General features: G+C 27.2%; 29 protein-coding genes and 1 pseudogene. 25 read left to right on the forward strand and 5 right to left on the reverse strand.

Features of this window, described 5'->3' with window-relative positions:
- Positions 1-137: 137 nt before the first annotated feature.
- The 16 genes and pseudogenes from NG918_RS00195 to NG918_RS00265 all read left to right on the forward strand — a co-directional run bounded on the left by NG918_RS00195 (position 138) and on the right by NG918_RS00265 (position 10,558).
- Positions 138-458, forward strand: a complete 321-nt coding sequence (locus NG918_RS00195) for a TfoX/Sxy family protein (protein ID WP_252215501.1) — start codon at positions 138-140, stop codon at positions 456-458.
- Between the two features lie 132 nt (positions 459-590).
- Complete coding sequence (locus tag NG918_RS00200) at positions 591-1,457, forward strand: DUF2262 domain-containing protein (protein WP_252215503.1); 867 nt, start codon at positions 591-593, stop codon at positions 1,455-1,457.
- 92 nt (positions 1,458-1,549) lie between these two features.
- Positions 1,550-2,071, forward strand: a complete 522-nt coding sequence (locus NG918_RS00205; protein ID WP_252215505.1) for a cysteine hydrolase family protein — start codon at positions 1,550-1,552, stop codon at positions 2,069-2,071.
- Positions 2,072-2,187: 116 nt separating this feature from the next.
- Positions 2,188-2,289 (forward strand): annotated as a pseudogene (locus NG918_RS00210) (metallophosphoesterase); the annotation flags it as partial.
- Positions 2,290-2,331: 42 nt separating this feature from the next.
- Entirely contained in the window at positions 2,332-2,463 is a 132-nt protein-coding gene (locus NG918_RS16920; protein ID WP_286673915.1) for a hypothetical protein, read from the forward strand.
- A 142-nt stretch (positions 2,464-2,605) separates the two neighbouring features.
- Complete coding sequence (locus NG918_RS00215; RefSeq protein ID WP_252215507.1) at positions 2,606-2,941, forward strand: hypothetical protein; 336 nt, start codon at positions 2,606-2,608, stop codon at positions 2,939-2,941.
- A 114-nt stretch (positions 2,942-3,055) separates the two neighbouring features.
- Positions 3,056-3,598, forward strand: coding sequence for a GNAT family N-acetyltransferase (locus NG918_RS00220; RefSeq protein WP_252215511.1), 543 nt, complete (start codon positions 3,056-3,058; stop codon positions 3,596-3,598).
- 19 nt (positions 3,599-3,617) lie between these two features.
- Positions 3,618-4,130, forward strand: coding sequence for a GrpB family protein (locus NG918_RS00225; RefSeq protein ID WP_252223949.1), 513 nt, complete (start codon positions 3,618-3,620; stop codon positions 4,128-4,130).
- 104 nt (positions 4,131-4,234) lie between these two features.
- Positions 4,235-4,735, forward strand: a complete 501-nt coding sequence (locus NG918_RS00230) for a hypothetical protein (protein ID WP_252223865.1) — start codon at positions 4,235-4,237, stop codon at positions 4,733-4,735.
- A 450-nt stretch (positions 4,736-5,185) separates the two neighbouring features.
- On the forward strand, positions 5,186-5,926 hold the full coding sequence (adc, locus tag NG918_RS00235) for an acetoacetate decarboxylase (RefSeq protein WP_252223868.1): 741 nt from the start codon (positions 5,186-5,188) through the stop codon (positions 5,924-5,926).
- A 761-nt stretch (positions 5,927-6,687) separates the two neighbouring features.
- Positions 6,688-6,858 carry a hypothetical protein gene (locus NG918_RS00240; RefSeq protein WP_252223871.1) on the forward strand — a complete coding sequence of 57 codons (171 nt, stop codon included), beginning with the start codon at positions 6,688-6,690 and terminating at the stop codon, positions 6,856-6,858.
- Between the two features lie 20 nt (positions 6,859-6,878).
- Positions 6,879-7,088, forward strand: a complete 210-nt coding sequence (locus tag NG918_RS00245) for a hypothetical protein (protein ID WP_252223955.1) — start codon at positions 6,879-6,881, stop codon at positions 7,086-7,088.
- Positions 7,089-7,174: 86 nt separating this feature from the next.
- Positions 7,175-7,828, forward strand: coding sequence for a butyrate--acetoacetate CoA-transferase subunit A (gene ctfA, locus NG918_RS00250; RefSeq protein WP_252223874.1), 654 nt, complete (start codon positions 7,175-7,177; stop codon positions 7,826-7,828).
- Positions 7,829-8,494 (forward strand): 3-oxoacid CoA-transferase subunit B, encoded by a 666-nt coding sequence (locus tag NG918_RS00255; RefSeq protein WP_252223877.1) that lies wholly within the window; start codon positions 7,829-7,831, stop codon positions 8,492-8,494.
- A gap of 374 nt (positions 8,495-8,868) precedes the next feature.
- Positions 8,869-9,483 carry a DUF3267 domain-containing protein gene (locus NG918_RS00260; RefSeq protein ID WP_252223880.1) on the forward strand — a complete coding sequence of 205 codons (615 nt, stop codon included), beginning with the start codon at positions 8,869-8,871 and terminating at the stop codon, positions 9,481-9,483.
- A gap of 259 nt (positions 9,484-9,742) precedes the next feature.
- On the forward strand, positions 9,743-10,558 hold the full coding sequence (locus NG918_RS00265; RefSeq protein ID WP_252215524.1) for an alpha/beta fold hydrolase: 816 nt from the start codon (positions 9,743-9,745) through the stop codon (positions 10,556-10,558).
- 256 nt (positions 10,559-10,814) lie between these two features.
- Here NG918_RS00265 and NG918_RS00270 read toward each other — a convergent pair whose 3' ends face one another.
- The gene (locus NG918_RS00270) at positions 10,815-11,129 is read right to left on the reverse strand and encodes a hypothetical protein (RefSeq protein ID WP_252215527.1); all 315 of its coding nucleotides are present in this window, start codon (positions 11,127-11,129) and stop codon (positions 10,815-10,817) included.
- A gap of 297 nt (positions 11,130-11,426) precedes the next feature.
- Here NG918_RS00270 and NG918_RS00275 point away from each other — a divergent pair, with 297 nt between their 5' ends.
- Both NG918_RS00275 and fliB read left to right on the forward strand, forming a co-directional pair.
- A complete protein-coding gene (locus tag NG918_RS00275; protein WP_252223884.1) occupies positions 11,427-11,906 on the forward strand; it encodes a hypothetical protein in 480 nt (159 codons plus the stop codon).
- Between the two features lie 23 nt (positions 11,907-11,929).
- Positions 11,930-13,150, forward strand: a complete 1,221-nt coding sequence (gene fliB / locus NG918_RS00280; protein ID WP_252223886.1) for a flagellin lysine-N-methylase — start codon at positions 11,930-11,932, stop codon at positions 13,148-13,150.
- 42 nt (positions 13,151-13,192) lie between these two features.
- Here the strand turns inward: fliB and NG918_RS00285 are convergent, their stop codons facing one another.
- From NG918_RS00285 to NG918_RS00300, 4 genes are all read right to left on the reverse strand, one after another.
- The gene (locus NG918_RS00285) at positions 13,193-13,864 is read right to left on the reverse strand and encodes a hypothetical protein (RefSeq protein WP_252215536.1); all 672 of its coding nucleotides are present in this window, start codon (positions 13,862-13,864) and stop codon (positions 13,193-13,195) included.
- Between the two features lie 170 nt (positions 13,865-14,034).
- Positions 14,035-14,580, reverse strand: a complete 546-nt coding sequence (locus NG918_RS00290) for a DUF4489 domain-containing protein (RefSeq protein WP_252215538.1) — start codon at positions 14,578-14,580, stop codon at positions 14,035-14,037.
- A 250-nt stretch (positions 14,581-14,830) separates the two neighbouring features.
- The gene (gene greA / locus NG918_RS00295) at positions 14,831-15,295 is read right to left on the reverse strand and encodes a transcription elongation factor GreA (RefSeq protein ID WP_252215540.1); all 465 of its coding nucleotides are present in this window, start codon (positions 15,293-15,295) and stop codon (positions 14,831-14,833) included.
- A 165-nt stretch (positions 15,296-15,460) separates the two neighbouring features.
- Entirely contained in the window at positions 15,461-16,042 is a 582-nt protein-coding gene (locus NG918_RS00300) for a TetR/AcrR family transcriptional regulator (protein WP_252215542.1), read from the reverse strand.
- Positions 16,043-16,315: 273 nt separating this feature from the next.
- Between NG918_RS00300 and NG918_RS00305 the strand changes: the two genes are divergently transcribed.
- The 7 genes from NG918_RS00305 to NG918_RS00335 all read left to right on the forward strand — a co-directional run bounded on the left by NG918_RS00305 (position 16,316) and on the right by NG918_RS00335 (position 26,119).
- Positions 16,316-18,079: an ABC transporter ATP-binding protein gene (locus NG918_RS00305; RefSeq protein ID WP_252223888.1), complete on the forward strand. Its 1,764-nt coding sequence runs from the start codon at positions 16,316-16,318 to the stop codon at positions 18,077-18,079.
- Complete coding sequence (locus NG918_RS00310; protein WP_252223889.1) at positions 18,064-19,815, forward strand: ABC transporter ATP-binding protein; 1,752 nt, start codon at positions 18,064-18,066, stop codon at positions 19,813-19,815. Before NG918_RS00305 ends, NG918_RS00310 begins: the two co-directional genes overlap by 16 nt.
- A gap of 233 nt (positions 19,816-20,048) precedes the next feature.
- The gene (locus NG918_RS00315) at positions 20,049-20,978 is read left to right on the forward strand and encodes an NTP transferase domain-containing protein (protein ID WP_252215549.1); all 930 of its coding nucleotides are present in this window, start codon (positions 20,049-20,051) and stop codon (positions 20,976-20,978) included.
- Positions 20,979-21,086: 108 nt separating this feature from the next.
- A complete protein-coding gene (gene xdh, locus NG918_RS00320; RefSeq protein ID WP_252223890.1) occupies positions 21,087-23,642 on the forward strand; it encodes a selenium-dependent xanthine dehydrogenase in 2,556 nt (851 codons plus the stop codon).
- Positions 23,643-23,776: 134 nt separating this feature from the next.
- Positions 23,777-24,385 (forward strand): nucleotidyltransferase family protein, encoded by a 609-nt coding sequence (locus NG918_RS00325; protein ID WP_252223891.1) that lies wholly within the window; start codon positions 23,777-23,779, stop codon positions 24,383-24,385.
- 269 nt (positions 24,386-24,654) lie between these two features.
- On the forward strand, positions 24,655-25,287 hold the full coding sequence (locus tag NG918_RS00330) for an ankyrin repeat domain-containing protein (RefSeq protein ID WP_252223893.1): 633 nt from the start codon (positions 24,655-24,657) through the stop codon (positions 25,285-25,287).
- Positions 25,288-25,393: 106 nt separating this feature from the next.
- A complete protein-coding gene (locus NG918_RS00335) occupies positions 25,394-26,119 on the forward strand; it encodes a zinc dependent phospholipase C family protein (RefSeq protein ID WP_252223894.1) in 726 nt (241 codons plus the stop codon).
- The last annotated feature ends 229 nt before the right edge of the window (positions 26,120-26,348 follow it).

A 26,348-nucleotide genomic window follows, 5' to 3' on the forward strand; every position in this document is an offset into this window, starting at 1 on the left:
ATTAATCAATATATGAATAATATTTAAATTACAATATATGTTATAATTAATTCGGAATAGTAGATTTAAATAAAGTGTGAATAAAATATTTTTTATATAATTCACAGACAAATAGTAATTTGTGGAGGAAATAAGATATGGCTTCTAGTCAAGAATATTTAGATTTCATTATTGAACAATTAGATATATTGAACAATATTTCTTATAGAAAAATGATGGGAGAATATATTTTATATTTTCAAGGAAAGATTTTTGGAGGAATATATGATGATCGTTTTTTGGTTAAGATAACCAAAGTGAGTAGACAGTTGATGACAGAGGCAACTGAGGAATTGCCTTATGATGGTGCAAAACCAATGCTTTTGATTGATAATGTTGATAACAAAGAATTCTTATGTAGATTGATTACGGAGATGTATGAAGAACTTCCTACTCCAAAGGTAAAAAAGAAAAAATAATTTTTAAATTTAAATTTATTAAGCTAATATAAAATTATCTTTAATAAAACTTGATTTATATAATCAACAGATAAATAGTGATTTATCTACGTGATATTATATTTATTATTCAGAATTTATGGAGGAATTATAATGAGTAAACAATCTGAAATTGAAAGATTTGAAAGTAGATTTTCAGAAGAAATTATTGAAATAGCTGTTGTAACAGGTCCATCAGGCTTTGGAGGAGGACAAGGATGCGATAATATTATGTGGAGCGCATCTATGTATGTGATAGCTTGGAAAATATATGACAGCAATAAACCTGTAGTACAAGAAAAATACTGTCTTGAAGCTTTAGTTGATTATGAACAGTTAAAGATTCTTCAAAAAACAGTAAATAGAAATTCTATTATAAGGTTAAAGGTACGTATGTCTAAAGATAATTCTAAACATGATTTTATGCTTATTCAAATTATTGATACATGTTATAAAGATTCTGAATTAGAAAATATTTTACGCGAAGAATTAAAACCTGTATTTTATAAAGATGAAGTTCTTGGAAAATTTACATTTGAAAAAGCAACTAATAGTTTTGATACAACAATTAACTGGATGAATTCAGGGGTTAGTTTATCATTTAATTATGATAAAGATGAAAATGTTATAAAGGACTATCTTTCAACTGCTCATACACTTTATAATAACCAGAAAGAGTGGGATGCAAAAATCCATAGTTATGCTGCTGATGAACTCTTGGATCTTGTAAATGACTGGTTTAAAGAAGGTAAGGAAGAGTATTATGAATCTTTTGACGAAGAATTTGATGAAGAAGATGAGTATTATAAATATGATGAAATCACAAAAGAAAGATTTATGAATCTTATGAAGATTGTTTATATAAGTATTGAGTCAAATGGAGAATTTTATATAGAATGCCTAGATGGAGATATGTTTTGTGGACACTGTATACATATATCTGGCAATATTAATGGCGAGTTTGAGTATGCTGAAATATAAAATGGTTGGATAGAAAATTATTATTAATTTTTATGTTAAGTTATAAATAAATAATAGTTATACAAATTCCAATTTGTAAGGGGGATAAATAAATGGTCTTATTAGTTGTTGATACACAGAAATTAATAACAAATGAAAATTTATATAAATTCAATGAATTTGTGTCAAATGTAGAAAAAATAATTGCTACAGCGAGGCAAAATAATATAGAAATAATATATGTACGCCATGATGATGGTGCTAAAAATGAATTAACAAAAGGAACTGAAGGTTTTGAAATATATGAAAAATTTATACCATCTAAAGAAGAAAAAATATTTGATAAAAAAGTAAATAGTGCTTTTAAAGATACTGGTTTGTTAGAATATTTAATAAGTAAAGGCGAAAAGGATATAATTATTGTAGGACTTCAAATAGATTATTGTATTGATGCTACTATAAAGTGTGGATTTGAACATGGATTTCACATGATAGTTCCAGCTTATTCAAATACAACAGTTGACAATAAGTTTATGTCAGCACAGCAAACATACAGATATTATAATGAATTTATTTGGAATGGTAGATATGCAGAATGTATTCCTCTGGAACAAACACTCAAAATGATGAGATAGATTTTAATTTAAATCTGTCAAAACTTTATAAATAGAGAAGGAGAGGTATAGAGTATATTATAGAAACCTTATGTTAAGTGATATGGACAAAATAGAAGAAATAGATGGTGAGTGCTATATTTCAAGGGCATGGAGGACAAGTTAGAATTCCTGGGATAGGTGGATTATTTGCTCCAAATCAAGGAATATTTCCTAAGTATACAAGTGGAATATATAATATTCCAAGTTAGTGCTTTAGATTGTATTGTAGATTTGGTTATATGAATAATAGAAAACATTCAAGCAATACATTAGAATTTGCTAAAGAAATTATGTTATATTTAAATGCTAAACCTGAAGATAAAATTAATGAATGGTATAGGTTTCATAAGTTGGGATACTATCAAAGTTAAATAAGTTGATTAGAAATATAAAAAGTTGTAATGATTTTTAATTGTTATGACTTTTTATTTTTGTACAGAGATCTAATTCCTTAATTTACAATATATGATATAATTTATTAAAATACAAACAGTAAGTTGTAGGTGATATAGCATGTATAAGATAATTAAAAAAGCTAATAATGGTTGGGAAGTACATAAAGTTGCAGGAAGTGATACGATTTCCATTGTAAAGTACAGTGCAAATCATCAGGATATAAATAAATTAATAGAAGTATTACAATTTTTATATAAAAATAAAGTTTTAGAAGGATCAATTGATATGAATCTGGCTATGCAAGATGAGTATTTGCAGGAATTTTCAATAGGAGAGTATCAGTTTATTATAAATTTAGATTTTTGGGAAACTTTTATTTTTTATTCAAAGCAAAAAGATGGAAACCCATATGTGATGAAAGTTTTTGATAAGTTAGCCATAGACACTAATTAAAACAATAGTTTTAGGTTGAGTATATAAATAGTAAATTTGTAGAATAGTTTAATTAAGTACGAACAATAATTATTTTAAAGTGTTACAAGTAATAATGGATTTGGAGGTAATAAAATGAATAGACTGAAATTAGTTTTGCCAAATGTCGAATATAAAGAAATTTTAATGGACTATAAAAAAGAGTTTATTAAAAATGGAGATAGTATAGATGGTTCAGCAGGATTGGCAAATTCAAAATCATTTGAAGAGTGGTATAAGGCTTTTAAGGACAATTTAAATGAGGAAACTGTTAGAGATGGTTTGGTACCAGCGACAACATATCTCGCTTTAGATGAAAGTGGAAAATTAATTGGAATGATTGATATTAGACATAGGTTAAATGAATATTTATTAAATTTTGGAGGGCATATCGGATATAGTGTTAGAAAATTAGAAAGAAGAAAAGGATATGCAACAGAAATGTTAAAATTGGCATTAAAAAAATCCATTGAATTGAACATAAAAGAAGTTCTAATTACTTGTGATAAAGAGAATATTGCATCTGCTAAGACTATTATTTCAAATGGTGGAGTATTAGAAAACGAAGTATTTGACCCAAATGATAATACTATAACTCAAAGATATTGGATTAAATTAGTAGATTTATATAAATTCTAATTTGGAAGGAAAATTTTTGATGATAACTAAACATGTAATAGTAGAAGATTATAATCCAAAATGGAAAGAGAGTTTTAAAAGTATAAAAGATGAATTATTAGCAGTTTTATCTGGAAAAATTATTTCAATTGAGCATATTGGTAGTACATCAGTTGAAGGATTATCAGCAAAGCCAATTATAGATATTGATATTGTGATTGATAGAAATTTTGATGAAGTTAAAAAAGCATTGGAAACCCTTGGTTATATTCATGAAGGCGACTTGGGAATATATGGTAGAGAAGCGTTTAAATATTCAAATAAACCACATTTGATGGTACATCATTTATATGTATGTGGTAAAGACAATAAAGAATTATATCGTCATGTTACTTTTAGAGATTATCTAAGAAAGCATAAAGAAGATAAAGATAGGTATAGTGTTATTAAAAAAAAGATGGTATTAAAATATCCTGAAGATATAGATTCTTATATTAAAGGAAAACAACCAATAATTTTAGAAATATATAAGAAATGTGGATTAGAAAAATAAGTTTTAAGTTAAGATTGAGTGTTATAAATTAAATAAACAGTTAAAAGAGAAAGGCTTACAATTTAAGTAAAGTTATAAGAAGTAACAGGGAGAACAAAATAATTATGAATAATTTAATAAAGAAGATAATAAACAATAAAGAATATAAGAAAATCTTGAAATTCACATTTATACTCTATATTTTTCGAATCAACTATATAAAGAAAGTGTTGTTTGAAAATACACGTAGATTAACGCTTAGTCAATATGGTTTGCTGCTTTTGACGATATTAGGGGCAACTGCACTTATGGGAACTTTAATATTTATTGGAGTTAGGGTTTGCAATATGTTTTATGCAAGGTGTAATGTACCAAAAGTAAAAGGAAAAGAATGGTCATTTGGATTTGGAGAATTAAAATATTTTTTAGTATATAAGAAAAATTGTAAAGTTTGTGGAGCAAAAATGAAAAAAAATACTAGTGAAGAGTATAAAGGTATAGTAAGGAATACAAATATAGATGGGTATGTATCAGATGTAGAAACGTATAAAGTTAAAATTTTTTATTATTGTCCAAAATGCAATAAAAAATATTCTTTAGAAGAATTAGCAGTGGAAATAGAATAATTATAATCTGAATTATTGCACTTTTGGAAAGAATACAGATTTGGAAACTATGGGAATGGAATAATAAAGTTTATTAACTTAAAATATAGATATTTTATTTGTAAATTTATTTATTATTTTACTTTAAATGGATAGTATGGTATATTTTATTAAGACTAATATTTTAGGTTATTCATAATGTAAAAATAATTGGTTTATTTATAATTCAGTTATTTCTACATTACGTATTAATCCTTTTAAAGGGTAATGACATATCCAAAGATTCATTTCCATTTAATAAATCTTAAATCTCAATTTTAATTATAAGCTGTGTTTTAGAGTAATATGAAATTGTAGTATTAAGATTTAGTATCTATCTATAGCATTTATACTATAATGACATTATAATTTAAAAATACAATTAAGTTAAAATGAGAATGTCAAATATTTAAGGTAAGAAGATGAATAGTTATGTTAAAAAGTGAAGTATCTAAACAAATTACAACACCACTAACAGCTCCAGCATTCCCAAGAGGACCTTACAGGTTCCATAACCGTGAATATTTTAATATTATATACCGTACTGATGCTGATGCTTTACGTAAAATTGTACCAGAACCTTTAGAATTAGGAGATGATCCTTTAGTTAGATTTGAAATGATGGCTATGCCTGACACAAGTGGATTAGGATCTTATACAGAATGTGGACAGGCTATACCAGTAAGCTATAATGGTAAAAAGGGTGACTATTTGCATATGATGTATTTAGATAATCAGCCAGCTATTGCCGTTGGAAGAGAACTTAGTGCGTATCCTAAAAAACTTGGTTATCCTAAGCTATTTGTTGATTCAGACACACTAGTTGGTACATTAGACTATGGAAAATTAAGAGTAGCAATAGCAACTATGGGATATAAGCATAAACAATTAGATTTAAATGAAGCAAAGGAACAAATTTGTCGTCCTAATTTTATGTTAAAAATTATACCTAACTATGATGGAACTCCAAGAATATGTGAGCTAATATCTGCACAAATTAAAGACATTACTGTACATGAGGCATGGACTGGTCCTGCAAGATTACAATTATTTGATCATGCTATGGCACCATTTAATGACTTACCTGTAAAAGAAATAGTTTCAAGTTCTCATATTCTCACAGACTTAACACTTCCATCTCCCGATGTTATATATGATTATCTTAAAAAGTAGTTTAATATATTAATAAATAAAATAAATTACAAACTGTTATAAATAATTAAAAAATCTAAGTTAAGAATATGATTTCTATTTAGTATAGAGATCATATTCTTTTTTTAGTATTTACAAAATTAGAGAAATTTTAATAAATGTTTAAAACATAGCCATTTTTGAAAACAATAATAAAGAATTATCAAACTACAATTTATACTACGAATTCTTAAAATTATTAATATCTATTAAAAGGCTTTCAGAAAAAATAGAAAAATTCGATATTATTTTTAATTTTCTTATAATTGTTCTTTAGAATTTATGATATCAAAATATATAACCAACTCTCGTTTTGTTAACGTTTTATCTAGCTGTGAGTAATTTTATGGAATTTAAATATTGATTTTGGATAATTTAGTGATAATATACTATTTATACAAATATTTCAATAAATTTACAGAGTGATAATTAAATAAAACAACTACCGTATTTTTAGAGTTAATAAAACTTTTTTATAATATCTTACCATTTGCAAGTAGTACCCTACATCCAAATAACTTAAATTTTTTAATCTTATAGAAATTTTTACTAAAGTCGTTCAATATAGTGAAAATTAATAAAAGCTTTAATTAATGATTTGTTTTAATTAAATTCAAATGCCAACTCGCCATTATAATACAGTATTACATGGTTTAAAAATATAGTCTAATTAATAAAAGATAGAAATCAAAAGCTCTTATGGGTTTTTGTGTGAAAATTTTATAACTATGAGGAGGAGCAATATGGAAAGAAACTTATCAGTATTATCGCAAACAAAAGATTTAAAAATTACAAAAAGAACTGAAGGTGACAAATCTAATAATAAAGAATCATATTTAGGAGTATTTAAAAAAGTTGAAAATCCTATTACAAAGGCAATTTATGTACAAAAGAAGATAGGGAAAGAATTATAAAAGGTATAAGAAAGGCTACATTGGAGAATAAAGAAATATTAGCAAAAATGATTGTAGATGAAACACACATGGGAAGATATGAAGATAAAATATTAAAGCATGAATTGGTAGATAAATATACTCCAGGTACAGAAGGCTTTACAACTTTTACTATTGCAGGACCTACAGGTGAAGTTATAACTTCTGCAAGGAATTTTACAAAACAAAGAAGATGTGTACTTGCAGGTTAGATGATAGATCAATACAATCATTTCAATATATTTAGCAGTTTTATATGAAGTATTATATATTCTAAAAAAAAGAAGGAGATATTAACATGAATAAAATAGTTAAGCTTGAAGATCTAAAGTCTATTTTTAAAGATGGAATGACAATTATGATTGGTGGTTTCTTAGATTGTGGAAGTCCTGAAACCATAATTGATATGTTGGTAAATTTAAATGTAAAAGATTTAACTATAATAGGAAACGATACCGGATATCCAGATAAAGGCATAGGTAAATTAGTTGTAAATGGTCAGGTAAAAAAGGTAATAGCTTCTCATATAGGGACAAATCCTGAGACTGGGAGAAGAATGAATAGTGGTGAAATGGAAGTGGAACTTTCTCCACAAGGAACATTAATTGAAAGAATACGTGCGGCAGGTTCTGGTTTAGGTGGAGTACTAACATCAACAGGAATAGGAACAATTGTAGAAAAGGGAAAACGTAAGATTTTAATTGATGATAAAGAATATTTATTAGAACTTCCATTAAAAGCAGATGTTTCACTAGTAAAGGGAAGTATAGTAGATGAATTCGGAAACACTTGTTATAAAGGAACTACAAAAAACTTTAATCCTTATATTGCAATGGCAGCTGATACTGTAATAATGGAAGCTGAAAATTTAGTTAAATTTGAAGAATTAAATAGGGAAGATATAATGACTCCAGGTGTATTAGTAAATTATATAATAAAGGAGGCAATTTAAATGATTACAGATAGTAAATTGGCAAGACAAATAATTGCAAAAAGAGTTGCAAAGGAATTAAAGGAAGGACAACTTGTAAATCTTGGAATAGGACTTCCAACATTGGTTGCAAATTATGTACCAAAGGACAAAAATGTATTTTTTCAATCTGAAAATGGAATGATTGGAATGGGGGCAGTACCAACATTAGGACATGAAGATGCAAATATAATAAATGCAGGTGGACAATGTGTAACAGCATTACCAGAAGCAGCATTTTTTGATAGTTCTATGTCCTTTGCATTAATTAGAGGTGGACATGTTGATGTTACTGTACTTGGAGCTTTAGAAGTGGATGAGGAAGGTAGTCTAGCTAATTGGATTATTCCAGGTAAAATGGTACCAGGTATGGGGGGCGCTATGGATTTAGTAACAGGTGCTAAAAAAGTAATTGTGGCCATGCAGCATACTGGAAAGGGAAAACCTAAAATTCTTAAAAAATGTAGATTACCATTAACTGCAAAATCACAAGTAAACTTAATTATTACAGAATTTTGTGTAATTGAAGTAACAGATAAGGGATTATTTTTAAGGGAGATTAGTGATTATACAACAATCGATGAAATTAAATCTTTAACAGAAGCAAATTTAATTATTCCAGATGATATAAAACGTATGGCTGTATAAAATTTATAGCATGATGGCTTTTTTATGAGAGTTTAGATAATTTTATATAAAAACAAATTATCCACTATTTAGTTTGGATTTATGTTTATATATTTAGACATAAATCCAATATGAATAGAACGTTTATTACAGAATACTTTTATTATAATAATGAGTTGATAAAACAATATAATAATGTGATATTTATAATATGTTATAATTATCCTAAATAAACAATTTACATAATATAGAGGCAAAATACATGATATTATAAGTGATAAAAATGTTCTTTGTGAATTGAATAATTTGGTATTAAATACATGATATAATTAAATAAAGATTACAGATAACTTAGTGAATTATAGACAAGCTGTTAATGAAAGGAATTACTTTAAATGAAATACATAAAAAAACTTCCAGATACAGATAAGGCGTTAAGTGAAAAACTTATATTAAACAATTGGAAAAAAATAAAAGAACCATCTAATTTTACATGGACTATTTTATTATCTACACCATTTATGTTGATAAATGGCGCAATTGAAATGTTTATTTTCTATAACTTATATACACCACTACAAGATTTCTTAAAAAGCAATGAAGGATTCAATATTACATTGGAATTACATTTAGTAACATTATTATTTATCCCTGTTATCTTTATTTTTATGACAATACATGAATTCTTACATGCTTGTTTTATTCCAAATGTTTTAAAATCAGATAAAACATATTGGGGAATAAATGGCATTTGCGGATTTGTTGCCACTTCTGAAAAAATAAAGAAAAGCAGATTTTTGCTTATTTCAATTATGCCACTTTTACTTTTATCTATTGTATTACCATTTGTTTTAAATGCACTTGGGTGGTTAAATGGGTATACAATTTTTCTTTGCTTATTGAATGCAATGGGTTCATGTGTAGATTGCTTAAATATGTGTTTGATAACAGCACAAGTCCCAAATGGAGCTTATGTCTTAAATAATGGATTTGAAACATATTTTAAGTAGTTTGGAAAATAAAAAAACTTAGTTATTATTGTAGGATATTCGTTTGATAATATAATACAAAAAGATTCACAGGAATTTGAGTGTATGATTGCTAACTGCTTCATAATCCACCAAGTGGAAGTGAAAATTATGGAGATATGTATCACTGTGTTAGTAAATGCTTGAACGAAATTATATTAAAATCAAATATGTGATTCACCTATTTGTTCTACAGAGAATAAGCTGATAATGAAGAAATTTTATTAAAAGAGGTATTTGAATGGGATATTATGTTAGAGTAGAATCAGATGTAAAAGTTTATGTAGAGGATCTTAATCCAGAGGGCAAAAAGACAATCATATTTCTACATGGGTGGCCTGGAAGTCATAAACTGTTTGAGTATCAGTTTAATCAGCTACCTAAAATGGGATATCGATGTATTGGCATAGATCAGAGAGGATTTGGACAATCAGACAAGCCTTTTACAGGATATTGCTACGATAGGTTATCAGATGATGTTCGAGCTGTAGTTGAAGTACTTAATTTAAAAAATTTTATATTAGCAGGACATTCTACTGGGGGAGCCATTGCTATTAGATACATGGCCAGACATAATGAATATGGAGTGTCTAAACTTGCACTTTTTGCAGCAGCAGCTCCTAGTCTTATAAAACGTTCATATTTTCCATATGGTTTAGAAAAAGAAGCTGTAAATGAAATTATTCAAGGAACGTATAATGATCGTCCTAAAATGTTGCAAGGATTTGGAGACATGTTTTTCTTCCAGCATATAACTAAGCCTTTTTCAGAATGGTTCTTCCAATTAGGACTACAAGCAGCAGGCTGGGCTACTGCTGCAACTGCAAATTCTTGGTTAGATGAAGAAAGCTTATTTTTTGATCTAGAGAAAATAAGTGTTCCAACTTTAATTCTTCATGGTATTCATGACAAAGTTTGTCTATTCCCATTAGCTGAATCACAAAGACAACGTATTAAAAATTCCAAGCTTATAGCATTTGAACACAGTGGCCATGGATTGTTCTATGATCAACGTGATAAATTTAATGAAGAATTGGCACAATTTATTGAAGAATAAAGTTTTTTGTAGCTCTTGATTTGCCTAGAATAGTAGAAATTGAATATGAATAGATTAAAGCAATACGAAAAAAGTAGCTAAAATATATAATAAATAATTTAATATATAAAAGGAAGATAAAATGTAGCAACACACACTTAGTTGATACATTTTATTTTTTATATTGGATTAATACATAACACATGGAAACAATAAATGAGTGGACTATATAGGTAATCCACTCTATAGCATAATATTAAAAAAGAACAATTTAGTTTTAAGAAATAAAGACATTACCTTTACCCACTAGTACAATTCTATAGTCAGGTTTTAAAGGAATTAAATTATATTTATCAGATTTGGGTAATAAATGAATTGATTGTAATAAATTCTGATTTTCATCAAAAACTTCGATATAAACACTACTTTTATCAGATATGTTTTGAACAACATACTTATTTTCAGACGAAAAATTAAAATCAGCTGCTTTATAAACTCCTTCATCAAAGATATTTACGGCATAGGCTGATTGAGCAAAAATACAAAATGATAAAGATAAACAAATTAAAAGCATAGAAATAAATTTTTTCATTAGTAAAACCACCTTTCAATGTTATTTTGGCTATATAAATATTTAAATATACAAAAGAGAAAATTTATATAATGATAGATGGAAATATCATCGCATTTATGGAGTGATAAATATAAATGTGTTGTACATGCAGTACCATTTACAATAAATGCAAAAGACGATTTCATAATTAATGAAGAATTAAAACAATACAGATAGTAGAGTAGCATTAATATTTAGAAGTATTAGTGCTTCTTTTTATATTTATGCTATACTTATGCTATAAAAGTAATACATGTTGGGAGGTGCGTTAATTTTATGAAATACCCAATAGATGTTAAGAATTTTCAAGATACTATCTATAATATTGCGGGAATTGATTCAATTGAAAGTGGAGTTTGTGACTTAGAAGGTGTAGATTCTGATTTAGTATTAACAGCAGATTATGCACATTTGCCAATTGCAGCTCTTTTAAGAACAAATGGTGGATTTGAAAATGAACTACTTGTACAATTTAGATTCACAATTGATAAGTCAAAAGATGGTTTAGAGGCATTAGAATTTATTGCTTGGTTTGTTAGAGATTATGCAAGAGATAAAACTAAAATACAACTAACACCATTTGCTTTGCCACCACAAACACCAAATGGAAGACAACTTGGAAATACATTAAGATTTCATATAGATTTATTTGTAGAGAATGTTTATGATTCTTTAGATCCAGTTTTAAAGGAAGTAAAGCAACTGAATAAAACATTAAGTATGGCAATAAAATTATATAATATTAAAGTTAAATAATAAATTAGATAAGGAAGAAAGTAATGGAAAGAAAGATAAAGATGAGATATCCAATGTATCTTAAAGAGTTTAAGTGCATAGGTGGAAGCTGCGAAGATAGCTGTTGTATTGGCTGGGATGTAGATATAGATAAAACTACATTTAAACAATATTATAAAGTTCAAGATCAAGAAATGAGAAAAATGTTTCAAAAGAATGTTCATAATAATACTGGTTATTGTTGTGATGATATAGATTATGGAAAAGTAAAATTAAAAAAAGGAAAAAGATGTCCATTTTTAGATGATGAAAATTACTGTGTAATTCATTCTAAGTTGGGTGAAGAATATCTTTCAAATGTATGTACATCGTTCCCTAGAATTACAAATAGAATAGATGGATATTATGAAATGTCCCTTGATGTGGCATGTCCTGAAGCTGCAAGAATTCTTTTGTTAAAAAAAGAGGGAATCGAATTTAAAGAGAGTCAAGAAACTTTAGGAAAACACATTTTATCAAGCGATATTGATACAAAATCTAAAGAATTTAAGGATTCACCTGTAAAATATTTTAAGGAAATTAGAGATTTAAGTATTAAGATAATAAAAAATAGAAAGTTTGATTTAAGTGAAAGACTATATATTTTAGGAGAATTTTTAGAAAAGTTAGAAGAAGAACTTGATTATAATTTTAGTAATGTACATAAATTTATAAAAGGATATAATATAAATTCAATTGATGATTCATATGAAAAAAATGATATGAACTATATTATTCAAATTTCATTTTTTAAGAAGATGGTAGATGATTTAAATGTATTTAAAGAAATTGATAGTAAGACTTTTAAGGAGTATACTAAAGAACTTATAGCTGGATTTAAATTTGATGAAATAAAAGATGCAACGAATAATCCAGAGTTTTATATAAATGCATTCAAGATTTATGTTGAAAAATTCGTAAATATTAATAGTTATATTTTTGAAAATTACTTAGTTAATTTTATATATAAAAATTTATTCCCATTTTCAGAAACAGAAAGTGTATTTGATGGATATATAATGCTGTTAATAAGATATTCATTTTTAAGATTCTATTTAGTAGGTAGATATCTAAATAATAAAATTGATTCACCAGATGATGTAGTTAAATTTATTCAAGTATTCACTAAAACAACAGAACATCATAAGACATATTTAGATGATACACTAAATCATATAAAACGAAAAGAATTTGATAATTTAGAATTTGCAAAAACATTATTATAAATTTTTTGCAATAAATAAAGCTACTGTAATTTTGCAGCAGCTTTATTTATAAAAATTATAATTATAATCGGCAATTAAGCCTTTATCTTTGTTGAATCCTACAACATACAGATCTGAACAATTAGGATTAGTACATTTAAAGCTTGGAGAGTTTTTATTTAGTAGTACAAAATTACCATCAGGCTCTGGAATGAATACACTTTGAACTTGAGATAAGTAAAGTTTTATAGATAAAATAATTTTATTTATAGAATTGTTATTTTGGGATGAATAAGAACTATCAGATATTTTAACATGTTCTATAGTATATTTTATAGGATTAATATTATGTTTATTAAAAATATTTGTTTTATTAGTAGATAAATTAGGTTTATGCAAAAATTTTATATTTAAGACTTTGTTTATAGATATTTTTATAGTAGTACATTTATTTGATGATTCAGCGTCACACATATCTGAGCATTTAATTTTTTTGATAAAAATACCATTAATTATTAACTGTTTATTCTTATTTAATGAAATCTTATCTATAATAACTCTATTACTATTACGACTATTATCATTTAAGTTAATATAATTATTAGGCTCAAGTTTAAAATATAATGGGAAAGAAAATTCAAAATAAGTTAAGACTATTGGAATTTTAGCAATTAACGAACCTGGTTTCCCCATAGGTACGTAGTAATCATAATTGATATAATCACAATTTTTCATTTAATACCTCTTTTAAAAATTGATATAAAACATATATGATAGGGTTTGTCTCAAAATACTTTTTACACAATACATAGTAAGGATAGAGAACTATCTAATAATATTCATTGTGATTTATTTTAATTTTGAGACAAACCACATATACTATTTGAACTAGATTTAAATTAAATTTAGCATAAATTTTCTACTGCAAGTGCTGTTAAAGTAGCGTTATTAATTGAACCACCAAGATTTAAAATGAAATCAATTGGAACATATTCTACAGTATAAGTTACGCAGTCGTTACATAGTGAATTATCACAAACTTGGAATGAGAAAGTTTGAATTCCAACAAATTCTATAACATCTGAGAAACTATGAGTTCCACAAATATATTCACAATATCCATTCTTAGTAGTTTTTTTAATTAAAAAGTTTAATCTTAAAGAAACGTCAAGAACAGATTGTATTTCACAAGTAAAAGTTAAAACTGTTGTTGGATTTTTTAAATTAGTAGTATCGATGCTAACATTAGCAAGAGGAAGTGGTTTAACAGTACCTAAAGTATTAGCACTCACTACTGGAATTGGAGCTGAACCGCTACAACCACATTTTAAAATAGCTCTTCCAGGTTCTTGTCCTTCATGATGAACACATTCACATTGACATATACATGGTTTTTGTTTTTTAGGATAACAATTATAATCTGACATTAAATTTTCTTCCATAATTTTCATTAGTATCTCCTTTTTTATTCATATTATTTTGTTTATAGTTTATAATATGAAAATAGATATAAAAGTTCTACAAAAAATAATTTTAATATAAAATTTCTATTCTTTTGTTGTTATATTACAACTATTTTTAGTTTGTTCACTTATACCTATAAAATATAGAATTAACATTAACTAAGTAAGTGGACTTAGATTTCATTTAAATAAAGATTATAATGTTATTTTATTTACAGTATTCTAAAACAATTAATTATTATAAGATTTCCAAAATTTCTACTCTGTAATTTTCTCCAGGAGCATTTACTTCAACTATATCTCCTTGCTTTTTACCTGTTAATGCTTTTCCTAAATCAGATTCTATGCTTATACGCATAGCTTCAGGGTCTAAATCCATAGTAGTTACTAATGTTACAATAGCGTCATCTTCATCCTCTATAAATTTTATTTTAGCTTTACTATTAATTCCAAGTACTGATTTATCTACAGTTTCACTATCTATTATAGTTGCAGTTGAAATCATAGTCATTAAATACTGTATTCTATTATCATTTTCTCTATAATTAGCACAAGCTTCTTTATATTCCGCATTTTCTGATCTATCTCCATGTGCAGCAGCTACTAATTTTTCCTTCGCTATTTCAGCTCTTTTTACTGTTAGCCTATAGTCTAATTCTTCCCTTAATTTTTTCATATTTTCTTCTGTTAATTGATTATTCATAAAAATAAACCTCCCAAGAAATATATTATGTATATTATTATATAATATATATATAAAAATAAAAGGTAATTTATTTAGTATACATTAGTTTCATGGTATTTTAGGATGGTTGTTAAAAGAAACTCTTATGAAATTATGTGAAGTTTATGTGATTTAAGGTTTAATTTATATAAAAACATAATCTAAAATATTATTAATAAAATGTTCTAAGGTTTCTTTATATGCATCTTTATGTAATTGCTCTTTATTAACTTGGATTATGGCAATAGATTTAATATAATTTGAAAAAACTTTCCAATTACAATTTTCTGAAATATTATTAATGTGTTTTAAAATCCATAATGAAGTATTCTCATCATTTTTTTCATTTATAAGGTATTCTTGTGGCCAGCGAGCTTTTAACATAGCAATTTCAGCATCATTAAGATATACAAAAAGGTTATAATCACCGAATACTAATATTTCTAAATATTTTTTTAATTGTGCTCTGTTTAATTGTTTAGATTCATCTAATAAATTTTGAAATTCCTCTTTTGCTTTATCTCTCTTAAAAATTATTATTTCATATACAAAATCTTCTTTATTTTTAAAAAAATTATAAAAAGTTCCTTTTGCGACTCCTGATTTCTTTGTTATATCTTCAACAGTTGTTCTTTTTAAACCATAAAGTTTAATTAATTGAAAGCCATTCTCTAACATTTGCTTCCTTAAATGTTTTTTTGTTTCTTCATCAAAAATTAATGGCATAACTTTTTCACTCCTTAGAATATATGAATATATAATTAAAATTAGTCATTTAATACGTTATCATAGTATGTTTTACATGTCAATTAAGGCACATGAAATAAAATAATAGATCAAAGAGACGAGCATACTGGTTTATTATTTTTTTGAATGTGTCTAAATATAAAATTAAGAATTATTCTCAATATTTTTATTGATAAAAATATTATTTAGAGGTATAGTTAAATTGTTAAATGACCAAAAATATAAATATAGTCATTAAAAAGGAGGACAAACATGGAAGAAACAAAATATTCTGGGATTCTTTCATTTGTACAAAAGTATAATGGAAAAATGGCACTTTCAATTGTATTATCTATTTTTAGTGTAATATTTGGAATAATCCCATATTTTATTGTGACAAAAATACTTACAGTAATAATATTAAAAACTGGTACGGTTTCTAATATCATTTATTTATCAATAATAGGGGGAGTTGGATTTTGTTTAAAAATTATATTATTTAACTTATCAACTGCTATATCACATAAATTAGCATACAACACAATCAATGCTGTTAGATATGAGATTGTTGATAAATTAGCTTTTATGTCTATGGGAGAATTAAAAAAGAAAAAAGTTGGTGAGTACAAGCAACTTATTATTGATGATATGGAGCAACTTGAATATCCATTAGCCCATGCAATTCCAGAAATAAGCTCAAATTTATTAGGGTTTATTGCTATAATCACTTATCTATTTATTGTAGATTGGCGTTTAGCTTTAGCAAGTTTAGTACCAATAATTATTAGTTTTATAATCTATGCTATTATGATGAAAGGTGGTGCCATGGAAATATTTAAGGAATTTAATCAGGGAAAAGCTCTTTTAAATTCAAGTACAGTTGAATACATTAATGGTATGGAAGTTATAAAAGCATTTAATCAAACTTTATCTTCTATAGAAAAATTCAGCAATTCTGTAATACATTTTAGAGATGTAATGACAAAATGGTTTTCTCATTGTTGGCCTTATTTAAGTGCATATAATATAATAATGCCAGCTAGTATTGCTTTTGTCTTACCTATAGGAGCTACTCTTCTAAGATATAATAAGATTGAACTTTCAACTTTTATAATAGGTATGATTTTATCATTAGGAATTGCTCCGCCAATCATGAAATTAATTGAGTTTACAGATAATATTCCAACAATTATTTTTACTGACAGTAAATTAAAAGAAATACTTTCTACAAAAGAGTTACAACAAAATTTAGAAAATATAGACTTTAAAGATGAGAGTATTGAATTTAATCATGTGAATTTTGGATATGAAGAAGAAGTAGTATTACATGATATTTCTTTTAAAATAAAACCAAAGACAATGACAGCTTTTGTTGGTCCATCTGGAGCTGGAAAATCAACTATTGCAAAATTGATTGCAAGATTTTGGGATGTGAATGAAGGCAACATTATGGTTGGGGGAGAGAATATAAAAAATATTCCACTTAAACAATTAATGGATAAAATAAGCTTTGTTTCTCAAGAAAATTTCTTATTTGATATGACCATAAGAGAAAATATAAGAATTGGTAATAAAATTGCAACAGATGATGAAATAGAATCTGCTGCTAAAAATGCTGGATGCTTAGATTTTATATCAAAATTACCTAAAGGATTTGAAACTAAAGTTGGTGATGCTGGTGAATTACTTTCAGGTGGAGAACGTCAAAGAATTGCAATTGCAAGAGCGATGATAAAAGATGCTCCAATTGTAATTTTAGATGAAGCAACAGCATTTACAGATCCAGAGAATGAAGAAATAATCCAAAAATCTATAAATAATTTAACAAAAAACAAAACCCTTATTGTAATCGCTCATAGATTATCAACAATAGTAAATGCAAATAAAATTATTTTATTTGATAAAGGAAGAATTGTAAGTGAAGGCAATCATAATGAATTGTTAAAAACTTCTGTTCTTTATAGGGATATGTGGGAAGCTCATATAGGTTCAAAATCTTGGAGTGTAAAGGAGGGCAAACAATGTTTACAACATTAAAACAAATTATAAAGTTATCTGGGAATATGTCTTCAAATATTAAGAAAAGTTTTATCTATAGCTTTATTGATGGGATATTTGAATCATTTCCATTGATTGCAATATTCTACTTTTTTAAAGGAATTAATATAAAGAATTCTATAGAACCAATGATTGAAATAAATGTGATAATAAAATGTACTATTATTTTATTAGTTGGAATTGTTGGTAGGATAATTTGTAAATTTACAACTTATAGATTACAAGGACATACAGGATATCAAATGATTGCAAAAGAACGTCTAGATATGGGAGAAAAATTAAAAAGAGTTCCTATGGGATTCTTTAATCAAAACAATCTAGGAGAATTAACTAATACTGTCACATCAGATATGCAATTTGTTGAAAAGCAGGCTCCATTTATCTTAGATAAAATGGTTAATTCAATAATTAATGTATTTGTTACATGTATAGCCATGATAATATTTGATTGGAAAATAGGATTTGTATTTTTAACAGGATTATTTTTAGCAATCTTGATCTTAAACCTAATGCAAAAGAAGGCTCTAGAGCTTACAAAAACTCAAAAAGAAGCACAAGTAAAAGTCGTATCTTCTGTTCTTGAATATATACAAGGCATTTCAATATTTAAATTATTTAACCTTTCCAATAATAGTAATAGCAGAATAAAATCATCTTTTGATGAATATAGCAGGGCTAATTGCAATCTAGAATTAAAATTTATTCCATTAAATACTTTATTTTCTTTATCACTAAAAATAGCCTGTGGAATAATTCTATTTTTATCACCTTATTTAGTTTTAAATGGAAAATTATCTATTATTAAAATGATTGTTATTTTAGTGGCTATTTTTAGTATTTATACACCAGTTGAAGCATTAGGTAGTATTACAGGATTAACTAGAATGTTAGAGATTTCTTTAAATAAAATAGAAAATATAAAAAAATTTCCTCTTATTGATGAAAATACAAAAGACATAAATTTAAGTTCTTTTAACATAGATTTCAAAAATGTAAGCTTTGGGTACAACGATAATGAAACAGTAATAAATAATGTATCTTTTCATATTCCAGAAAAAAGCATGACAGCTATTGTTGGACATTCAGGTTGCGGAAAAACTACTATAACAAGACTAATTGCAAGATTTTGGGATGTAGAAAAAGGTAGTATTAAAATTGGTAGAGTTAATATAAAGAATATGACTTGTGATTCTATATTAAAACATATCACTATAGTTTTTCAAAACGTATATTTATTTAATGATACTATTGCTAATAATATAAGGCTTGGAAAATATAATGCCTCAATGCAAGAAATAGAAGAAGCTGCTAAAAAGGCAAGGTGCTATGAATTTATAAAAAATTTGCCTGATGGATTTGATACTATTATTGGAGAAGGTGGTTCATCTCTTTCTGGTGGAGAAAAACAAAGAATATCAATTGCGCGTGCTATATTAAAGGATGCGTCTATTGTTTTATTAGATGAAGCAACATCTAGCATTGATCCTGAAAATGAATTTTATATACAACAAGCTATTAGTGAATTAGTCAGAAACAAAACTCTTATTGTTATAGCTCATAGATTATCTACAATTAAAGAAGCAAATCAAATTTTAGTCATGGAAAATGGACAGATTGTGCAAAAAGGAATACATGATGAGTTAATTAAAGAAAAAGGGGTATATAAAAAGTTTTGGGAAGTAAGAGAGAAAGCAGGTAATTGGAAGTTAAATTAAAATTCATTAAATTCATATTTCTAATAGATAGTAAAATAAATAACTAGATTGAAGAGTATATAGAACTATTAAAGATGGAAGTTGGTTGAAAACTAAGGAAATAATGTATAAAATTAATATGGAATCTAAAGTGCTAATATTAAGCATTATAAGTCAGATTTTTAATGAAGTAAGTAAAGAGTAGTTTACAAATAAGATAATATTACTTAAGTAGAGTAAGAGGTATAGTAGATATGAGAAAAAATGAGAAGAAAACAACAGGTGGAATAATTGTTGCTGCTGGAAAATCATCAAAAAGAATTAGTTCTGATCCACTATTAAAAATTGGTTCTATTACTATAATAAAAAGGATTGTTTTAACTCTTCAGGGGGCTTCTATTTCACCAATTGTGATAATCACCGGATATAAAGCTGAGGAAATTGAACGTGATTTAGCTAATTATGGTGTTATATTTTTGAAAAACAATCAGTATGAAAATTCAAGGAAATTTGATTCTGCAAAGATAGGATTAGATTTTTTACAGAATAAATGTGATCAGGTAATATTTACTCCAGTAAGTATTCCAATGTTTACAACAGAGACCCTTCAAACTATGATAGAATGTGGTAAAGGATTGGTTTCACCATCGTATCATGGGAAATCTGGACATCCACTTTTGATATCTTCTGAATTGATTCCTAGAATTCTAAAATATGATGGAAATATAGGAATGCGAGGAGCTATTAAAAATATTGGGGTTACAAGAGAATGGATAGATGTAGAAGATGAAGGTATTATCTATGATACAGATTATATTGATCAATTAGACCAACTTTTAATAAAACATAATCAACGTATACTACATCCTTTTGTTAAAATTAGTATAGAAAAAGAATCCTCATTCTTTGATTCAAGAGCAAAATTACTCTTAATCTTGATTAATGATAAGAATTCTGTACGAGGTGCATGTAGGCACATGGCATTGTCTTATAGTAAAGCATGGAATATGCTAAACCAGTTGGAAGAAGAACTAGGTTATGCAGTGGTTGAAAGAAAACATGGTGGCAGTAAAGGTGGAAAAACTTGTTTAACAAAAGAAGGTTTAGAATTTTTAAAAAAATATCAGCAGTTTGAAGAGAATGTTCGCCAGTATGCAAAGGACGAATTTGAACGACTATTTTAAAATCTTATATAAACGAGTTCTTTTCACAAAGAATTTGAAGGAAAATATCCTCCGTTTTATAATAATTGTAAGATAATTTGCTAAATTATTCTAAATAGGAGGGTATTTATGTTTAAATTAAATATTAATGGTAAAGATGTATTTTCTCAAATAGACAAGCCATTACTATCTTTTTTAAGAGATGATTTGAGAATCACTTCTGCAAAAGATGGTTGTAGTGAAGGTGCATGTGGGACATGTACTGTATTAGTTGATGGAAAAGCAGTAAAAGCTTGTATACAAAAAGTATCAAAATTTGAAGGAAAAAAGATCTTAACTGTAGAAGGATTAAGTCCTAGAGAAAAAGAAGTTTATGAGCATTGTTTTGCAGAAGCAGGCGCAGTTCAATGTGGTTTCTGTATTCCAGGAATGGTGATTTGTGCAAAAGCTCTATTAGATGTTAATCTTAATCCAACAAGATTAGATGTGAAGAAAGCAATTAATGGTAATATTTGTCGTTGTACAGGCTATAAGAAAATTGAAGAAGCGATTTTAATGGCAGCAGAATATTTTAGAAATAATATTCAAATTGCACCTAACCCAACTGAATTAAAGATGGCACAAAGATTTAAACGTGTTGATGCAACTGAAAAAGTAAATGGAACAGGAATTTTTGTAGATGATATTGAATTGCCTGGAATGATTTATGCAAAAGCAGTTCATTCTAAATATCCAAGGGCTATTATAAATAAAATTGATATAAGTAAAGCTGAAGCTCATCCAGATTGTGTGAAAATTTTATTAGCAAAGGATGTTCCAAACAAACGTATTGGACATATAAAGCAAGATTGGGATGTACTGATTGCTGAAGGTGAAACAACTAGATATATAGGAGATGCACTAGCATTAGTAGCAACTTATCATAAAGACAAACTTGAAGAAGTTTGCGCACTTATTGAAGTCGATTACACAGAACTGGAACCTGTTACTTCTCCAACAGATGCTTTAAGGTCAGATGCACCTTTAATTCATTCTGATGGAAATATTATGAGTCGAGCTATGCTTCAACGTGGTAATGCAGCTGAGGCAATTAAAAATTCTAAATATGTTGTAACAAGAAAGTATCAGACACCATGTCAGGAGCATGGGTTTATGGAGCCAGAATGTGCAATTGCTATGCCTGAAGGAGAAGATGGTCTTTTGTTATATACTAGTTCACAATCTGTTTATGATGAACAACGTGAAATTTCAACTATGCTTCAAATTCCAATGGAAAAAGTACATTCTCATGCTCAACTTGTTGGAGGAGGCTTTGGTGGTAAAGAAGATATGAGTGTTCAACACCACGCAGCATTAATGGCATGGTATACTAAAAAACCAGTAAAAGTAAAATTCTCAAGACAAGAAAGCTTAAATTATCATACTAAACGTCATCCAATGGGAATAGAAATGACAACTGCTTGTGATGAAAATGGTTATTTAACTGCCATGAAAGCTGTTATTATTGCTGATACAGGTGCATATGCATCTCTTGGTGGACCAGTATTAGAAAGAGCATGTACTCATGCAGGCGGACCATACAATTATCAAAATATGGATATACTTGGAATGTCAGTTTATACTAACAATGTTGTTAGTGGAGCATTCAGAGGTTTTGGAGCAGCACAAAGTTGTTTTGCTACTGAAAGTAATATTAACCTTTTAGCAGAAATGGTAGGTATTTCACCATGGGAAATCCGTTATCGTAATGCAATTCGTCCAGGTCAAGTATTACCAAATGGTCAGATAGCTGATGAAAGCGTTGCAATTGCAGAATGCTTGGAAGCTGTTAAGGATGTATATGAATCAAATCCATATGCAGGTATTGCTATAGGATGGAAAAACAGTGGAACTGGTGTAGGACATAAGGATATTGGTCGTTGTATTTTATCTATAGAAAATGGTAAAGTTCATATTAGAACTTCTGCAGCTTGTATGGGACAAGGAATTGCACAAATGTGTACTACTGTGTTGTGTGAAACAACGGGATTAGATCCTGCTCTTACTATACATGAAAGACCAGATACTGTTCGTACACCTAATTCAGGAACTAGTACTGCTTCAAGACAAACTGTAGTAACAGGTGAAGCTGTAAGAAGAGTATCTGAAAAATTAAAAGCAGAACTAGATAAGGGATTAACATTAGAAGATTTAGAAGGTAGAGAATTTTTTGGAGAGTATTCTGCAAAGACAGACCCAATGGGAGCTATAAAAGATAATCCCATTAGTCATGTAAGTTATAGTTATGGAGCTCAGGTTGTGGTTCTTAATGAAGAAGGAAAAGTTGTAAAAGCAGTTGCAGGATTTGATGTTGGAACAGCAGTTAATATTCAGTCTGTTGAAGGACAAATTGAAGGTGGTATGGTTATGGGATTAGGCTATGCTTTGACAGAAGAATTTAAAGTTGAAGGAGGATATCCTAAGACAAAACTAGGTACATTAGGACTTATAAGAGCAAAGGATGCTCCTGAACTTGAAGTTATTCTGGTACAAGCTAAAGGGAAAATTCCTGAAACTTATGGGGCAAAAGGTTGTGGAGAATTATGTTTAATTCCAACAGCGCCTGCTTGTGCACATGCTTATTATAGATTAGATGGTAAATTCCGTACTCATTTCCCATTAAGAGATACATTTTATAAAAAGTAAAAAATATATATGTTGCAATAACAATTATTTTAATAAATCCAATAACTGTGTATCCTTTTGTTGCACATTTAAATTTGCAATATATATTATAATCATTGTAATACTATATTTATTAATGAAAGTGAGATAGTTGAATGAATATAAATGGAGTAATACTAGCTGCGGGTTTATCTAGTCGAATGAAAGCGTTTAAACCACTCTTGAAATTGAAGGGAAAAACTATTATTGAAAATAGTATTGATAGTATGTTTAATGCTGGTGTAAATAAAGTGGTTGTGGTATTAGGACATAGAGCTAAAGAGGTTGAATCTTTACTTCATAATAAATATGATTCTTCACGATTACTATTTATACACAATGAAAAATATGCAGAAACTGACATGCTAACATCTGTTAAAATTGGAATATCAGCATTAGATAATTGTGATGCATTTTATCTTCTTCCAGGGGATATGCCAGCTATTAATATCAAAACTTTTCTTGCAGTAAAAGAAACCATGTGCAGAACACATGCTCTGGTTTCCTTCCCAACTATTGATGGATATAAAAAACATCCTCCTTTGATTTCATCAAAATGTATAGATTATATACTTAAGTTTAATGCACAAGGTGGTCTTAGAGAAATATGGAAAAAATTTAAAAATCAGATAGCAACAGTTCCTGTTAAAGACATTGGATGCACATTAGATGCAGATACAGCTGAAGACTATAATAGATTGGTAAACTATATGGAGGGTTGTTAATCTTTCATCATTAAAATTCTCAACAATACTTTTAATGTAAGTATTGTTGGGAATTTTTAATTTATGAGATAAGTAGATTCCTCTGTCCATGAGCTTTATACTACAATATCAACATTCAGTTAAAATATAGTGTTGTTTTAATAAGAATAATAATGGTAAATCATATTAATATAAAAATTTGTATATAATAAATGAAGAAAAATATAAAAAGACCGATAAAAACATATTATAATTAATTTATAATATTAAATATTAGGAGGAAATTTTCAATGAAAATTTATGATATTTTATTTGGTTCAAGGCCAAAACCTATTTCAACAATAATAGAAGAGGGAAATTTGGATGAACTTAAAGCTTTTATAAAGAATGTAGGTAATGTTAATGCAAAATGTGATGATAAGAGCCTACTTAATTTTGCCATAGATAATTGTGAAAATAATTATTTCGAAGTAATAGAATTTTTAATTAATAATGGTGCAGATATCAACAGTCATCAAAGTTACTTTAAAGAAACACCTTTGCATAGAATATGTGCAAGAACAACACCTAAAATTGAAATTGTTAAATTATTATTAGATAGAGGAGCTGAAGTTAATGCTGAAAATATAGCAGGTAAAACTCCAATTTTTTGCTGTAGCTTTAGTTATTCTATAGAACTTTTGAACCTTCTTGTTAAATATGGAGCAGACATCAAACATACTGATAAATATAAAAATACTCTTTTACATAATGATTATTTAAATTGTAATACTGAAACTTTCGAAGATTTTCTAAAAATTCTTATCTCCCTTGGCTTGAATATAAATTCAAAAAATAATGCAGGACATACTCCATTATATCTGTGCCAAAATGATTCTATTAAAGATATATTAATAAAATATGGAGGAAAGATAAGACTTTAATTTATAAAATATAAAAAAATATTTAATCACATGCCACATGAATAATAGTTAAATATATGTTTATAATAATTAAGATTATAAATATATATTTATAGGGATGATGATTATGAAAATTTTAGAAAAATTATATTCATACATATTTAAAAAAATGCTGAAAACTGTAAATCCTGTAAAGAAGAGAATAATGAAAGCTGAGTGTATAGTTCATAAATTTATAAATACTCAGTCTTTAATAGTATTAAAAAATGATGGACATATGAAAGCTTATAAACTTATGAAATCATATATAAGTGATATTAATGCTGGAGTAGTTTGGGCTGATCAGGATTTAAAAAGCAGTAATCATTTTTATAATCCACATAGGAACAAGGGATTATACGGTAGTAGTGATGCAAAAAGAGAATGTATATCTTACTATACTAGATCATTAAATGAATATACTCATGGCAACATTAAAGATTCAATGTTCTATTTAGGTGCTGCTTGTCATTTGATTCAAGACTTGACAGTTCCTCAGCATGCTAATGTTCACTTATTAAATAATCATAAAAGTTATGAGAATTGGGTAATTAGAACCCATACACATCATGATGAGTTTAAAATAGAAGAAGGGGGAATATATTTTAATTCCTTAAAACAGTATATTGATTTTAATAGCAAAGAAGCCATAAATATATACAGAAAGAATATCCATGTGCAAAATAGGCAAGTTAGGTTTCATATAATTACTTCAAAGGTTTTAACAATGGCTCAAGCTACTACTGCTGGTTTGATGTTTAAGTTCCATAAAGATATACAAGAAATCAAACAATGTAATAGAAAATTATTATAACTCTTACGTTTAATAAGAATGGTAATTTTGCACAATATCAATAATGGAGTAATATCAGAAATGGGCTGTATCAAATTTATTTTGATACAGCCCATTTCATTTGAAAAATAGATTTGTTGTCACTTTTATTACTGTTATAAGTAGATTTTTTCTACTTACAAAGTATATATGCAATATTTTATTTTACTTTATTGTTGCCTTTATCTTTGTTATTGTTATTTTTATTTTT

This window comes from Clostridium sp. ZBS2 (assembly GCF_023845855.1).
GTDB classification, from domain to species: domain Bacteria; phylum Bacillota; class Clostridia; order Clostridiales; family Clostridiaceae; genus Clostridium; species Clostridium aquiflavi.